The organism is Streptomyces sp. NPDC052040, assembly GCF_044548405.1.
Taxonomy (GTDB): domain Bacteria; phylum Actinomycetota; class Actinomycetes; order Streptomycetales; family Streptomycetaceae; genus Streptomyces.
The window spans coordinates 102,103-114,894 of record NZ_JBIUBV010000007.1 but is presented as its reverse complement, the minus strand read 5'-3'; the positions used below and the strand labels follow the sequence as shown (position 1 = coordinate 114,894).

General features: G+C 71.6%; 11 protein-coding genes and 3 pseudogenes. 9 read left to right on the top strand and 5 right to left on the bottom strand.

From position 1 onward, the window contains the following. The first annotated feature begins 9 nt into the window (after nt 1-9). The 6 genes and pseudogenes from ACIHAA_RS16675 to ACIHAA_RS16650 form a co-directional block, all read left to right on the top strand. Nucleotides 10-1,200 (top strand): PotD/PotF family extracellular solute-binding protein, encoded by a 1,191-nt coding sequence (locus tag ACIHAA_RS16675; RefSeq protein WP_399817639.1) that lies wholly within the window; start codon nt 10-12, stop codon nt 1,198-1,200. Nucleotides 1,201-2,083: 883 nt separating this feature from the next. Then, nucleotides 2,084-2,488 (top strand): sortase-dependent protein, encoded by a 405-nt coding sequence (locus ACIHAA_RS16670; RefSeq protein WP_399817637.1) that lies wholly within the window; start codon nt 2,084-2,086, stop codon nt 2,486-2,488. Further along, nucleotides 2,485-3,108, top strand: coding sequence for a class F sortase (locus ACIHAA_RS16665; RefSeq protein WP_399817635.1), 624 nt, complete (start codon nt 2,485-2,487; stop codon nt 3,106-3,108). Before ACIHAA_RS16670 ends, ACIHAA_RS16665 begins: the two co-directional genes overlap by 4 nt. Before the next feature lie 89 nt (nt 3,109-3,197). After that, nucleotides 3,198-3,689, top strand: coding sequence for an RNA polymerase sigma factor (locus tag ACIHAA_RS16660; RefSeq protein ID WP_399817633.1), 492 nt, complete (start codon nt 3,198-3,200; stop codon nt 3,687-3,689). Next, nucleotides 3,673-4,197, top strand: coding sequence for a hypothetical protein (locus ACIHAA_RS16655; RefSeq protein WP_399817631.1), 525 nt, complete (start codon nt 3,673-3,675; stop codon nt 4,195-4,197). Before ACIHAA_RS16660 ends, ACIHAA_RS16655 begins: the two co-directional genes overlap by 17 nt. Nucleotides 4,198-4,327: 130 nt before the next feature. Continuing rightward, a pseudogene (locus tag ACIHAA_RS16650) lies at nt 4,328-5,233 on the top strand (IS630 family transposase); the annotation flags it as partial. A 45-nt stretch (nt 5,234-5,278) separates the two neighbouring features. Here ACIHAA_RS16650 and cpt read toward each other — a convergent pair. Both cpt and ACIHAA_RS16640 read right to left on the bottom strand, forming a co-directional pair. Continuing rightward, nucleotides 5,279-5,809 carry a chloramphenicol phosphotransferase CPT gene (cpt, locus tag ACIHAA_RS16645; RefSeq protein WP_399817629.1) on the bottom strand — a complete coding sequence of 177 codons (531 nt, stop codon included), beginning with the start codon at nt 5,807-5,809 and terminating at the stop codon, nt 5,279-5,281. A 280-nt stretch (nt 5,810-6,089) separates the two neighbouring features. Further along, nucleotides 6,090-7,619: an LCP family protein gene (locus tag ACIHAA_RS16640; RefSeq protein WP_399818012.1), complete on the bottom strand. Its 1,530-nt coding sequence runs from the start codon at nt 7,617-7,619 to the stop codon at nt 6,090-6,092. Between the two features lie 201 nt (nt 7,620-7,820). Between ACIHAA_RS16640 and ACIHAA_RS16635 the strand changes: the two genes are divergently transcribed. Continuing rightward, entirely contained in the window at nt 7,821-8,402 is a 582-nt protein-coding gene (locus ACIHAA_RS16635; protein ID WP_399817627.1) for a hypothetical protein, read from the top strand. A 93-nt stretch (nt 8,403-8,495) separates the two neighbouring features. Here the strand turns inward: ACIHAA_RS16635 and ACIHAA_RS16630 are convergent, their stop codons facing one another. After that, entirely contained in the window at nt 8,496-9,215 is a 720-nt protein-coding gene (locus ACIHAA_RS16630; protein ID WP_399817625.1) for a glycerophosphodiester phosphodiesterase, read from the bottom strand. Between the two features lie 22 nt (nt 9,216-9,237). Then, nucleotides 9,238-10,363: pseudogene (locus ACIHAA_RS16625) on the bottom strand (adenosine deaminase). Between the two features lie 399 nt (nt 10,364-10,762). Between ACIHAA_RS16625 and ACIHAA_RS16620 the strand changes: the two are divergent. Beyond that, on the top strand, nt 10,763-11,335 hold the full coding sequence (locus tag ACIHAA_RS16620; protein WP_399817623.1) for a DUF4190 domain-containing protein: 573 nt from the start codon (nt 10,763-10,765) through the stop codon (nt 11,333-11,335). Nucleotides 11,336-11,460: 125 nt separating this feature from the next. Next, the gene (locus ACIHAA_RS16615; protein WP_399817621.1) at nt 11,461-11,946 is read left to right on the top strand and encodes a DUF4190 domain-containing protein; all 486 of its coding nucleotides are present in this window, start codon (nt 11,461-11,463) and stop codon (nt 11,944-11,946) included. A gap of 229 nt (nt 11,947-12,175) precedes the next feature. Here ACIHAA_RS16615 and ACIHAA_RS16610 read toward each other — a convergent pair. Further along, a pseudogene (locus ACIHAA_RS16610) lies at nt 12,176-12,718 on the bottom strand (NADAR family protein); the annotation flags it as partial. Between the last annotated feature and the right edge of the window lie 74 nt (nt 12,719-12,792).

Below are 12,792 nucleotides of genomic sequence, written 5' to 3'. Positions count from 1 at the left end.
GCTGCCGCAATGCCCCGGACACCGAAGCACCCCCCGTTCACCCGCCGCTCCCTGCTGCGCACTCTCGGCGGCGGCGCCGTCCTCGGTGCGCTCGCCGGCTGCGGCGTACCCGGGGCCTATGTGGCGCCCGGCGACCGGCCCGCCGCCGATCTGTCCGCCCGGGACCGTCGGCTGACCTGGGCGAACTGGCCGCTCTACATCGACTCGGACGAGAAGCACCCGAACCGGCGGCCGACCCTTGAGGCCTTCGAGAAGCAGACCGGTATCGCCGTCGACTACGTCGAGGAGATCAACGACAACGACGAGTTCTTCGGCAAGATCAGCCCGGCCCTGATGAACCACCAGCAGACCGGCCGCGACCTGATCGTCATCAGCGACTGGATGTGCGCGCGGTTCGTCCGCCTCGGCTGGGTGCAGGAGATGGACCGGGCCCGGCAGCCGCAGGTGGCCCAGCATCTCGACCCCCTGCTGCGCTCGCCCGCCTTCGACCCGGGACGGAAGTTCACGGTGCCCTGGCAGTCCGGCATCACCGGCATCGCGTACAACCGGCGCAAGCTCGGCCGGGAGATCCAGCGGGTGAGCGATCTGTGGGCGCCCGGCCTCAAGGGCCGGGTCACCCTGCTCTCCGGACTGGACGAGGCCTTTGCCCTGCTGATGCAGGGCAACGGGGTGGACATCACCCGCTGGACCGCCGACGACTTCCACCGGGTCTGCGACCAGGTCCAACGGCACATCCGCAGCGGGCAGATCCGCCGCTTCACCGGGAACGACTACACCAAGGACCTGGTCAGCGGAGACGTGCTGGCCTGCCAGGCGTACTCGGGCGATGTGATCCAGCTCCAGGCCGACAACCCGGACATCCACTTCGTCGTCCCGGAGGAGGGCGCCGAACTGTGGGCCGACTCCCTGATGATCCCCGACCGCGCCCGCCACAAGGCCAACGCCGAGCTGCTGGTGGACCACTACTACCGCCCCGAGGTCGCCGCGGCACTCGCCTCCTGGGTGAACTACGTCTGCCCGGTCCCCGCCGCCCGCGACGTCCTGGCGGCCGCCAAGGACCGGGACACCGCCGCCCTCGCCGAGAACCCGCTGATCTTCCCGGACCCGACGATGCGCCGCCGCCTGGCGGTCGCCCGCGACATCACCTCCACGGAACGACTGGACTTCGCCCGCCGCTGGAACAGAATCGTGGGCCTGTGACGGCCCGGAGTCCGGGCAGCTCGGCTGAACCCGGGCCCGCGAGGGCTTCCATGTTCCGGCGAAGGACGGGCTGATGACCCGGATAAGGCGTTTCACGCCATCGGAGATCGAAACTCTCGGGCGAGAGCGGAACTTCCTCCGCGACCAGTCGGAGTGGCTTTGCCCCGCGTGTGGGGAGGTCGCGGTTCGCACGTACCTCCGGGAAACGCAACATGCGCATCGCCCTGCTGTGATCAGCTACACGTGGTGTGCTGCTTGCCGTAAAGTGTCTGGCTCCACCGGCCCTTTGCCGCCTGGTGTGACCATCTCTGACCCCTGGCGGGAATTGGACCCTGTGGCCTGGGAGGAGTTCGACGTGAGCTTGCACAGGCTCTTCGCCAGGCTCGATCGGCTCTGGGTAGACGGTGTGCTACCACAAAGCCTCGGCTGGAGCAGGCCGGTTGAACGCTGATGGGCGGCCGCCACCGGCTCACGACCAGGCTCAGCGTCTTGAGTGCACAGAGGATATCCATCGCCGACTGGTTCAATTCGAATGGGAACACCAACAGTCATTGGGGCAGGTCGAGACGCTTCAAGTTTGCTCGGCAGTGGAATCTACCGTGGTGGGGCTTCCGGACTTCCTGACGGCAGTAGTTGACGGCAATGTCACTGGACGGGGGCTGTGCGAGACGGTGGGTCCCCCTCGGTCCGGTCGCCAAGTGCGTGTTCGAGGAGCGAGCCTCGCCGGAGACATGACCGCGGGTCACCCGCGGCGGCCGCGTGTGCGGTCGGGGTGAGGGTTTTGCCTGTTCTTTGCAACCCGGGTTGTGGTCGGGTCGTCTCTTCGCTCGATCCGTACGCCAGTCCGCCCGGTCCGGGCGGATCGACGAAAGAGAGCGACTCCATGCGCCGAACCGTCCTCAGCGGTATGGCTCTCGCGTGCACCGCCGTCCTGGCGGGCACCGTGCCCGCGTTCGCCCACGGGGCGAGCGCCACCCCCGTCCCCAGCGTCTCGCCCACCAAGGCCCCGGCTCCCGGTGTTTCGCCCACCCAGCCCCCCTCCCGCACCGCGACTCCCAGCCCCGTACCGTCCCGGGGCTCCGCGTCCCCCAGTGCCGTGCCGACCGTGCCGTCCGAGCGGGGGCAGGTCTCCGTGGTGCCCAAGGGCGCGCCCGACACCGGGGTGACCGCCTCGTCCTCCGGCTCCGGCAGCCGGGAGGGGCTGATCGGCGGAGGTGCCGCCGCGGTACTGCTCGCGGGCGGCGCGGGCTTCGCTGTCGTACGGCGTCGGCGGGCGACCGGGGCATGAGCCCTCTCTCCAGGCGCGCCTTCGCCACCGCGGCGGCGGCCGTGCTGCTCGCGGGCTGCGGCGGTTCCCCGTCGCACCGGTCCGCGGGCCGGGACCCCGGAAGTGTGCCACCGCCTTCGCCGGTTTCCGTGAAATCGGCGCGGCCGCTGGCGCGTTCGGTCCCGGTGCGGCTGCGGATCCCGGCGCTCGGGGTCGACACCCCGCTCATGCAGCTCGGTCTGGCGGCGGACGGCACCGTGCAGGTGCCGCCGATCACCGCGCACGACCGGGCGGGCTGGTACCGCAATTCGCCGACCCCCGGTCAGCTCGGCCCATCCGTCATCCTCGGCCATGTCACGGTCGGCGCCTACGGGGACGGCGTCTTCCGCCGCCTCGGCGGGCTGCGACCGGGCGACCGGATCGAGACGCGCCTGGAGAACGGCACAACGGCGGTGTTCGCCGTCGACGCCGTACGCACGGTCAGAAAGGCCGACTTCCCCGCCGACGAGGTCTACGGGAACACGGACCGCCCGGAGCTGCGGCTCATCACCTGCGGCGGCCCCCGCACCGGCGACGGGTACCTCGACAATGTGATCGTCTTCGCCGCGCTGAGCACCGCGGAGACCTCACCCCGCTCCTGAACCCGTCCGGAAGATCCGGGCCGCCGGGAACGCAAGCCCGTCGGCCCGGGTCTTCCCCGACGAGCCCCCCCCGACGACCCTGGAGAGTGTTGAAACGGTCCCGTGAGAGGGAGGCGGCCGAGCTGTTCGCCGCCCTCTACCCGCGCCTGGCAGGCTGGTGCCGCCGTCTCGTCGACGACGACGGGACGGCGCACGAGATCGCCTCGGAGGCGTTCACCCGGCTCTGGGCCCGCTGGACATCGGTGGAGGAACCCCGCGGTTTCCTCTACGTCACCGCGGCCAACCTCGTCCGGGACCACTGGCGCAAAATGGAGCGCGAGCGCAGAGCCGTGCGCCGGGTCACCTCGGAGGTCGCCGTCCGCCCCCACGCCGAGCAGGCCGACCCCTCGGTCCGCCTGCTGGTGCAGTCGCTGCCGGAGCGACTGCGGGTCCCGATCCTGCTGCACTACTACGCCGACATGCCGATCCGGGAGGTGTCCGCGCTGACCGGACGCAAGGAAGGAACCGTCAAGGCCGACCTCCACACGGCCCGGGAACTGCTCCGCGTCCATCTGAGGAGAAGCCTTGACCACACGCTTTGACGACGAGCCGGAGTACGGCCCGGACGACCCGCTCGCGGTGCTCCTGCGGCCCCCCGCCGAGCACCTCGGGCCACCCCCCGGCCGCTATGAGACGATCCGCCGGGCCGCGGGCCGCCGCAAAGCCCTCCGCGCCGCCGCCGGAGCGGCCCTGACCTGTGCCGCCGCCGCCCTGATCGTGCTGCCGCTCCAGCTGACGGCGCCCGCCGCCCCCGCCCGGCCCGCGGTCCCGCTCGCCCCGCCGCCCGCCAGCGGCCATACGGTGCTCCCCACTCCGTCGCCTTCCGCGTCATCGTCGGAGCCGCCCGGGCCCGCCCGCCCCACCCCGGCCAAGGGGCCCCGGCCCGAAGCCTCCCGCACCCCGGGCCGCTCGTCGGACCCGCGTCGGGGTCCCTCGGCCACACCGACGGCGATCCCCGCTCCCACCCCGACCCCGACCCCGGCTCGTGGTGAGCCGTCCCCGAGCGTCCCCCGGGGAACCCCGCAACCCGGCCGCGACATCAGCCGCTAGTGCTCTGGCCGGGAAGGTTCACCGGGTTGCTGTTCGCGGTGGGGGCCGTGCGCGCGGTTGGATGTGGTGACATCCAACCTGGTGCGTGGGGGTGCGGTGGCAGAGCCGGCCAAGGTCCGCAGGCTGACCGCTGGCCTGCCTGGACCCTCAATGTGCGGGAGGCCGTCCCCGCCTGCTCAGTCCTGACGACGAGGAGTTCGTCGTCCAGACGGCCACCACCCGCCCCCGTAAACTCGGCCAGCCCTTCACCCGCTGATCCATCCGCAAACTCGCCGTCTACCTGCGCAAAGTCCACGGCAGGGTGATTCGCATCGGCCGTGAGGCCCTGCGGACTCTGCTTGCCCGCCGCGGGGTCACCTTCCAGCGCACCAAGACGTGGAGGGAGTCCACCGACCCCGACCGCGATGCCAAGCTCGACCGGATCGAGCACGTCCTGGAGCACTTCCCGGACCGCGTGTTCGCCTTCGACGAGTTCGATCTGCTGGGCATACGTCCCACCGGCGGCACGTGCTGGGCCGAACAGGGCCGGCCCGACCGGCTGCCGGCGACCTACCACCGCACCCACGGCGTCACCTACTTCCACGGCTGCTACTCCGTCGGTGACGACACCCTGTGGGGCATCAACCGCCGCCGCGAAGGTGCGGTCGACACCCTCGCAGCCCTGAAGTCGATCCGGGCCGCCCGCCCGGACGGCGCCCCGGTCTACGTGATCCTGGACAATCTCTCCGGCCACAAAGGTGCCAAGATCCGCCGCTGGGCGAAGAAGAACAAGGCCGAGTTGTGCTTCACCCCGACCAACGCCTCGTGGGCCAATCCCATCGAGGCGCACTTCGGACCGCTGCGGCAGTTCACCCTCGCCAACTCCCACCACCCCAATCACACCGTCCAGACCCGCGAAATGCAGCGTTACCTACGCCGGCGCAACACCAACGCCCGCCACCCCGACGTGCTGGCAGCCCAACGCCGCGAACGCGCCCGGATCCGCAGCGAGAAGGGCATCCGTTGGGGAGGACGGCCCCTGGCCGCAGCGGCCTGACCCTCCCGGCGCTGTGGTCATCACGGCGGACAGCCGGGCTGCCGATCAGCTCACCTGCGCGGCAATGGTCCGTGCGCACTCCATCGACTCGGCATGCGTGGTATCCACCTCCAGGTCGTAGACCATGCCCCGGTGGACCATGTCCGCCTGGGACGCCGCCATGCCGATGACCCGGTCACCTCGTGCGACCTCACGGCCTGCGGCAACCGCACTGTCACACCGCACGCCGACCCACAGCACCCGCAGTTCACCCAGAGCCTTCTGCCATCGCTTCTGCGACTCCGCTCCACCGAGGAAGACCTCATCGACGATGACCCGGGCACCCGCACGGGCCATCGCGGCGACCCCCTCGATCCACGCGGCTTCCAGCGTCCGGAACTCCGGGCCGACGATCACCTGTCCGTCCGGACCGAACTCGATGCCCGCATCCGATGCCTGCATGGACGCGGGCATCGCGTCGACCAGCGTGTCCGTCCCGAGGGCCAGCCACGGATCTGGCAGGACCGCCTGCAGACACCGGACGATCCCGGACTTCCCCGAGCTGGAACCACCGTTGAGAACGATCACCTCAGTCATCACCGCGCCACAGTAGAGGCAGCGCAGCAACACTCGAAACGGATTTCCCCGAACGCGGGCCGCTACCTCAACCCGGTGAACCTTGCCGGTCGGAGCACAGCTAGGGCCTCTCGTGTGATCATGTCGGGCTCGCGGGCCCTGGCACCGGCCCTCGTGGCGTTGTCTTCGGTTGCCATGGCTCCGCCATGACGCCCTCCTCCGCCTTGCGATGCACGGCACCAGACCCCGCTCCCTGATCCGGCCCGATCCAAACGAGAGGCCCTGGGCGCGGAGCGGTTTCTCAACCCCCCGAGCCGTACGTCAGGTTCGCGCACGGGTTGTCGTCCGCCGAGCGGGCGTCCTGGGCCACCGAGGAGGGGACTGCGGCTGGGGCCGTGGGGGCGGGGGCCGGGGTGGCGTCCGGGTCGTAGCCCTGGCCGAGGACGACGCCGACGCCCGGGCTGGTGGAGGATTCGAGCCGGGCGCCGGGGAAGAGGGCGGCGACGGTCTCGGCCCGGTCCTTCAGACCGGGGCCGTACTGGACGACCGTGGTGCTGTGGTCCTGGCTGCTCGCGTTGGCGGTGCCGGTGACCGAGAAACCGTGCGCGGTGAGCGCCGACGCGGCGCGGGCGGCCAGGCCCCGGGTCGTGGTGCCGTTGTAGACGGCCACCGCGATGCCCTTGCCGAACGTGCCGCTGCCGGGGTCCGGTGCGGCGGAGGCGCTCGCCGTGGCCCGGCCGCCGCTCGCGTTCTTGCCGTCGATGGTCCGGTCGGCCTTGAGCGCCGCCCACAGTTCGGAGGCGTCCGGCTCGACGATCGCGACCCGGGAGCCCTGGTAGCGCCAGGGGACGGTGACGAACTTGGTGTTGTGCAGATCGATGTTCTGCAAGGACATGGCGAACGTGATCAGTTTCTCGGCCGAGCCCAGCCCGGGGTCCACGGTCATCGACTTGGTCGCGGCGTCGGCGAGCGGCAGCAGCTTCGAGGGGGTCAGCCCGTCGCTCTTCACCTTCTTGATCAGGCCGGCCACAAAGGCCTGTTGACGCTTGATCCGCCCTATGTCGGAACCGTCGCCGATACCGTGCCGTATACGCACGTAGTCCAGCGCCTTCTGCCCCGAGACGGTCTGCTCGCCCTTCGTGAACAACTGCTTGCCGCGGGTGGTGAGATGGGGGTCGAGGTCCCGCGCGTAGATGTCCTGCGGGAGGCACACCGGCACTCCGCCGACCACGTCCGTGAGCGCCGCGAAGCCCTTGAAGTCCACCACGACGGTGTGGTCGACGCGCAGCCCGGTCAGGCTCTCGACGGTGTTCTGGGTGCAGGCGGGATTGCCCTTGGCGGTGTTGCCGACGGAATAGGCCTCGTTGAACATCGTGTCGGCCTGCGGCTTGGTCCAGTTGCCGTCGGGCAGTCGGCAGGGCGGGATCGTCACCAGGGTGTCCCGCGGGATCGACACGGCCACGGCGTGCTGGTGGTCGGCGTAGATGTGCATCAGGAACGCGGTGTCGGAGCGGCCCACGTCGTCCTTGTCGCCGCCGCCGAGCGCGCTGTTGCCGTCGTTGCGTGCGTCCGAACCGATGACGAGGACGTTCTCGCCCTCGGAGGAGTCCGCCGGGGGCCGGGTCCCGGAGATTCCGCCCGCGTCGAAGGTGTCGATGTTCCCGTTGAGCTTCACATAGATCCACCCCAGGCCCGCCGCGCCGAGCACCGTCACGGACAGGGCGACCAGCAGCGTCGTCCGCAGCGGCCCGCGGGTACGGCGGCCCCCCGCCCCCTCGCGTCGGGAGCCGCCCCCCTCGCGGTGCGGGGAGTCCTGGTCGTTCGTCGGCATGGCTGCGCCCTTGTCCGTCGTGCTCGTACGGGTCGTGCTCATACGGAAGGACGATCGATCCGGCCTCTTGGTTGTACGGTTGCGCAATTTCGCAAGCATTCCGACTGGGCGGGAAGGGGGCCGGACCTGTCGCACCGGCGTCGTCCGCGGCTTTGGGGACCCCCCTTTTGAACGTGTTCAAAAAATGGGTACGCTCCTGCCATGAGCGACAGAGCCGCCCTGCTGAAGGGCATCCGCGCCTGGTTGTTCCTCTTCGTCGTCTGCCTCGTGCTGAGCGGCGCCACGGCCTTCCCTCTGGTGCACGAGCTGCGCTGGGCCGAAGACCTGCTCGCCTCCCTGTCCGTGCCCCGGTACCTCCCCGCCCTCGCGGACTGGATCACCCACGTACGCCAGGGCCTGGACGCCGCCGACGCCCGCTATCCGTTCCTGCTCTACGGCACGGACTGGCTGGCCTTCGCCCATCTCGTGATCGCGGTGGCGTTCTACGGGCCCTACCGCGATCCCGTACGCAACATCTGGGTCGTGGAGTTCGGGATGATCGCCTGCGCGGGCATCGTGCCGCTGGCCCTGATCTGCGGGCCGATCCGCGGCATCCCCTTCTGGTGGTCGGTGATCGACATGTCCTTCGGGGTCTTCGGCGTCATCCCGCTGTACGTGCTGCGGAAGAAGATCAAACGGCTGGAGCAGTTGGAGCAGTTGGAGCAACTGGAGCAGTTGCAGCGGGCGGGACGACCGGCGGCGCCGGTTCCGCGGGTGGCCCCCGCCACGGCCGCGGGAGAGTGAACTCCTCCCGCCGGGCCGGGTGCTTGGCCACCGTCGGGGCACTTGGTCACTGGCCGGGTATGTGGCCACCGGCCCGGTGGGACCGCGCGTAGCTCAGTGGTCGCGTACCGCGTGCAGTGCGTCGAGGCGGTTGGTCGTGATCGAGTCCACGCCCAGCGCGAGCAGGCGCCGCATCGCGCGGCGGGTGTCGGGGGTCCAGACGGACAGCAGCCTGCCGTCCCGGTGCACCTGGGCCGCGAGTTCCGCGGTCACCAGTGAGAAGCGGTAGTTGAGCCAGCGCGGCCGCACCGCCTCCAGCAGGGCGGGCCGGGGCGGGGCGAGGGTGGTCCAGGTCAGGGCGATCTCCGCGGCGGGGTCGGCGGACCGGACCGCCAGCATGGCCTCGGCCCCCGCGCAGTAGTACACCCGTTCCTGCGCGCCGCACTCCCGGACCACGTCCACCACCCGGCGCACGGCCCGGACCGGGGGAGCGCCCGGCAGGTCGATCATCACCCGGCTTCCCCCGGTCGCGGCCAGCGCCTCCGCCAGGGTCGGCACCCCGCCCGCCGTGAGCCCGTGCACCTCGGCGGCGGAGAGCCCGGCGAGCGGCCGGTCCTGGTCCCACAGCCGCTTCAGGGTGGCGTCGTGCAGCAGCACCGGCACACCGTCCCGGGTCAGTCGTACGTCGATCTCCACCGCGTCCGCACCCCGGCGGAGCGCGGAACACAGTGAGCCGACGGTGTTCTCGCGGTGGAGATAGGGGTCGCCGCGATGGGCCACGGCGGTCACGGTGCGCGGGGGACTGACGGGGCCCGTCGGGCTCATGCTGCTCATGCGGCTCATTGTGGGGGTGCCGTCAGGGCGTGAGCCAACCGGCGGTGTAGGTGTCGATCTCGGCCGCCAGCCTCTTCTTGCCCGTGTCGTCGAGGAAGGACGCCTCCACCGCGTTCTTGGCGAGAGCGGCGAGCCCCCGCTCGTCGAGGTCGAGCAGCCGTGCGGCGACCGCGTACTCGTTGTTGAGGTCGGTGCCGAACATCGGCGGGTCGTCCGAGTTGATGGTGACGAGGACCCCGGCATCCGCGAACGTCTTGAGGGGGTGCTCGTCGAGCGTGGCGACGGCGCGCGTGGCGATGTTGGAGGTCGGGCAGACCTCCAGCGCGATGCGGTGCTCGGCGAGATGCGCGAGCAGCTCGGGATCCCGGGCGGAACTGGTGCCGTGCCCGATGCGCTCGGCGCGCAGGTCGACCAGGGCGTCCCAGACCGTCTGCGGTCCCGTGGTCTCGCCCGCGTGCGGCACGGACCGCAGGCCGGCCGCGATGGCGCGGTCGAAGTACGGCTTGAACTGCGGCCGGGGAACGCCGATCTCGGGTCCGCCGAGCCCGAAGGAGATGAGTCCCTCGGGGCGGATCCGGTCGTCGGTGGCCAGCCGGGCCGTCTCCTCCGCGGACTCCAGGCCCGCTTCGCCGGGGATGTCGAAGCACCAGCGCAGTACGGTCCCGAACTCGGCCTCCGCCGCCTTGCGGGCGTCCTCGATCGCGTCCATGAAGGCACGCTCGTCGATGCCGCGCCGGGTGGAGGAGAACGGGGTGAGGGTCAGCTCGGCGTAGCGGATCTGCTGCCGGGCCATGTCGCGGGCGACCTCGTAGGTCAGCAGGCGGATGTCCTCGGGGGTCCGGATGAGGTCGACGACGGACAGATACACGTCGATGAAGTGGGCGAAGTCCGTGAAGGTGAAGTAGTCGGCCAGCGCCTCGGGGTCGGAGGGCACCTTGGAGTCGGGGTGGCGCGCGGCCAGTTCCGCGACGATCCGGGGGGAGGCGGAGCCCACATGGTGCACATGCAGCTCGGCCTTGGGCAGTCCGGCGATGAAGGTGTGCAGGTCGTGCACGGCACCGGTGTCGCGGTGGTCGGTCAAGGTTCCTCCCCGGGAACGGCGTCCCGGCGCCGGGTGAGGGCGGGACGCGGGTGATCGGCTGATCGATGACTCGGGAACGATCCTAGGCATACGGCCGGGCGGCCGTGTCGGGCGGGCACGTCGGGTCCGGCTGCGCCGGGGGAGCAGGGGCCCGCTGCGCCGGGAGCGCAGGGGTACGGGAGCGGGCGCAGGCCGGTGCGCGCAGGCCGGTCCGCGGGACCCGTGCCGGACCGGGTGGCCGGGCAGGGGGGTTCGAGTGGGCGTGCGGGGCTGGCCGTAGCATGACGGTTCGAGAGACCAGGGGGGGCACGACGTGGCCGACGAAGCACATCCCGGACAGGACGCCGCGGCGGGGGCGGACGATCCATGGGCGCCGCCGGAGCGGAAGGTGTCGATGGACAAGGCGGACAGACCACCCGCCGGGTCCGCGGGCCCGGGTGGGTACCCGCCGCCCTTCCATGACCGTATGACCACGGGCGCGGTGCCCCCGGCGGCCCCGGACCCTTATGCCCCACCGGGGTCCGGTCCGGCCGCCACCGGCCCGGCGGGCGGTGCCCCGGGGCCGGGCGAGGGCTTCCCCGTGCCGCCCCCGCCGATCGCGCCCCCGGACCCCGCGACCGCCGCATACGCGCCCCCGCCCGGCTACGGCTACCCGTCGCCCCCGGGCTACGCGGGCTACGGCTGGCCCGGGATGCCCGCGCCCCCGCGCAACGGGCTCGGGGTCGCCGCCATGGTGCTGGGCATCCTCTCGGTGTGCCTCTTCTGCCTCTACGGCGTGGTCTCGCTGATCCTCGGCATCCTCGCGCTGGTCTTCGGCATCAAGGGCCGCAAGCGGGCGGAGGCCGGGGAGGCCGACAACCGCGGCCAGGCCGTCGCGGGCTTCGTCCTCGGCATCGTCGGCATCGTGCTCGGGGTGGCGGTGATCGTGCTGGTGGTCATCGGCCTCACAGCCGCGATCCACGACGATCCCTCCTCCTCCCACGAGCCCTCCGTCGGGAACGCCCTCGGGATCTCGGCGCCCGCGCACTACCCCGGCTGACTCCGGCCGGCCCCCGCTCCGCACGGGCGGGGGCCACCGTGCGGGGACCGGTGTGGCAAACGGCGCGCACCGTGGCGAACGGGGCCATTACGATGCCTTGACCGTCCATGGAGGGGAGACCACACATGTCCAACGCCAGCCCGGGAGCCGGTGGCTTCGGACCACCGCCGCCGCAGCCGCCGCAGTCGGCACCCGGCTACGGCTATCCGCAGTCGGCCCCCGGCTACGGCCACCCGCAGTCCGGACCCGAGTACGGCCACCCCGGCTCCGCCCCGTCCTATCCGGCGGCGCCGCCCGTGGCGTACCCCCAGGGGCCCGGCTACGGCATGGCCGCCCAGCCCAGCAATGGCATGGGCACCACGGGGCTGGTGCTCGGCATCATCGGCGTGGTGTGCAGCCTGACGATCTTCCTGTGGTTCTTCGGCGTCATCCTGGGCGTGCTCGCCATCATCTTCGGCGCGGTCGGCCGGGGGAAGGCCAAGCGCGGCGAGGCCACCAACAAGGGGGCGGCGACCGCCGGACTGGTCTGCGGAATCGTGGCCACGGTGGTGCTGCCGCTGCTCGGCCTCGCACTCTTCGCGAGTGTCGTGGGCTCGTCCGGCACCTTCTGACCGGCGCGGGGCCGGGTCCTCAATCCGGCACCCTCTGAACGGGCCGGGCCCTCGACCGGGCCGAGCCGTCCCAAGGAGCCGTGCAAAGGAGCCGTGCAAAGGAGCCGTGCAAAGGGGCCGTCCCATCGGGGCGGCCCCTTCCCATGGGCGGCCGCCCGCCGTAGCTCCCCCTCAGCACGCCGGACCCCCGGACCCCGGACCCCCGGGCCCCCTCAAACCCCCGCCCCCACCGCTCCCGGGCCTCCATCAGCGCGAAGCCCAGCAGGTTCGACCCCCGCCAGCGCTCCGGGTCCGCCGCCGCCTCGTGGTCCGCGGCCAGGCCTATGCCCCACACCCGGTCCAGCGGGCTCGCCTCGACCAGGATCCGTTCGCCCGTGCCCAGCAGGAACGTCCGCAGATCCGGGTGGGCCGCGAACTTGTGGACGCTGCCCTCGACCACGATCGCGAACCGCTCCCGCGCCCACACCGCCTCGTCGAAGCCGCGCACCAGGCGGCCCGCGCGCTTGGCGAGCGCCGGGTTCGGCGCCTGAAGCGCGCTGCGCTCCGCGTCCGTGTCACCGAAGAGGCGGGCCTTGGACGCCATCATCCAGTGCTCCGCCGTGGCGTATTCCCGCCCGTCCACGGTGAACGGCGACGGCCACCACTGGCTCAGACAGCTGGCCCCCGGCTGCCCGTCCCGGCGCGGCCGGTGGCCCCAGAAGTGCAGGTACTTGACCCTCGCCCCCGCGTGGACGGCCCTGACCAGGGCCTCCCGAGAATCGATCTTCTCCATGCCACCGGAGTCTGGCAGGCACCACTGACACTCCGTCCTCCCTTTTTCCCTGGCACTCGACATCTGGTCGACAG

Excerpts from the sequence above, each read along its gene's own strand:
- ACIHAA_RS16615 (WP_399817621.1), top strand. The coding sequence starts at position 11,461 with ATGTCCAACGCCAGCCCGGGAGCCGGTGGCTTCGGACCACCGCCGCCG.
- ACIHAA_RS16640 (WP_399818012.1), bottom strand. The coding sequence starts at position 7,619 with ATGCCGACGAACGACCAGGACTCCCCGCACCGCGAGGGGGGCGGCTCC.
- ACIHAA_RS16675 (WP_399817639.1), top strand. The coding sequence starts at position 10 with ATGCCCCGGACACCGAAGCACCCCCCGTTCACCCGCCGCTCCCTGCTG.
- ACIHAA_RS16620 (WP_399817623.1), top strand. The coding sequence starts at position 10,763 with ATGACCACGGGCGCGGTGCCCCCGGCGGCCCCGGACCCTTATGCCCCA.
- ACIHAA_RS16630 (WP_399817625.1), bottom strand. The coding sequence starts at position 9,215 with ATGAGCAGCATGAGCCCGACGGGCCCCGTCAGTCCCCCGCGCACCGTG.
- ACIHAA_RS16635 (WP_399817627.1), top strand. The coding sequence starts at position 7,821 with ATGAGCGACAGAGCCGCCCTGCTGAAGGGCATCCGCGCCTGGTTGTTC.
- ACIHAA_RS16665 (WP_399817635.1), top strand. The coding sequence starts at position 2,485 with ATGAGCCCTCTCTCCAGGCGCGCCTTCGCCACCGCGGCGGCGGCCGTG.
- ACIHAA_RS16670 (WP_399817637.1), top strand. The coding sequence starts at position 2,084 with ATGCGCCGAACCGTCCTCAGCGGTATGGCTCTCGCGTGCACCGCCGTC.
- cpt (WP_399817629.1), bottom strand. The coding sequence starts at position 5,809 with ATGACTGAGGTGATCGTTCTCAACGGTGGTTCCAGCTCGGGGAAGTCC.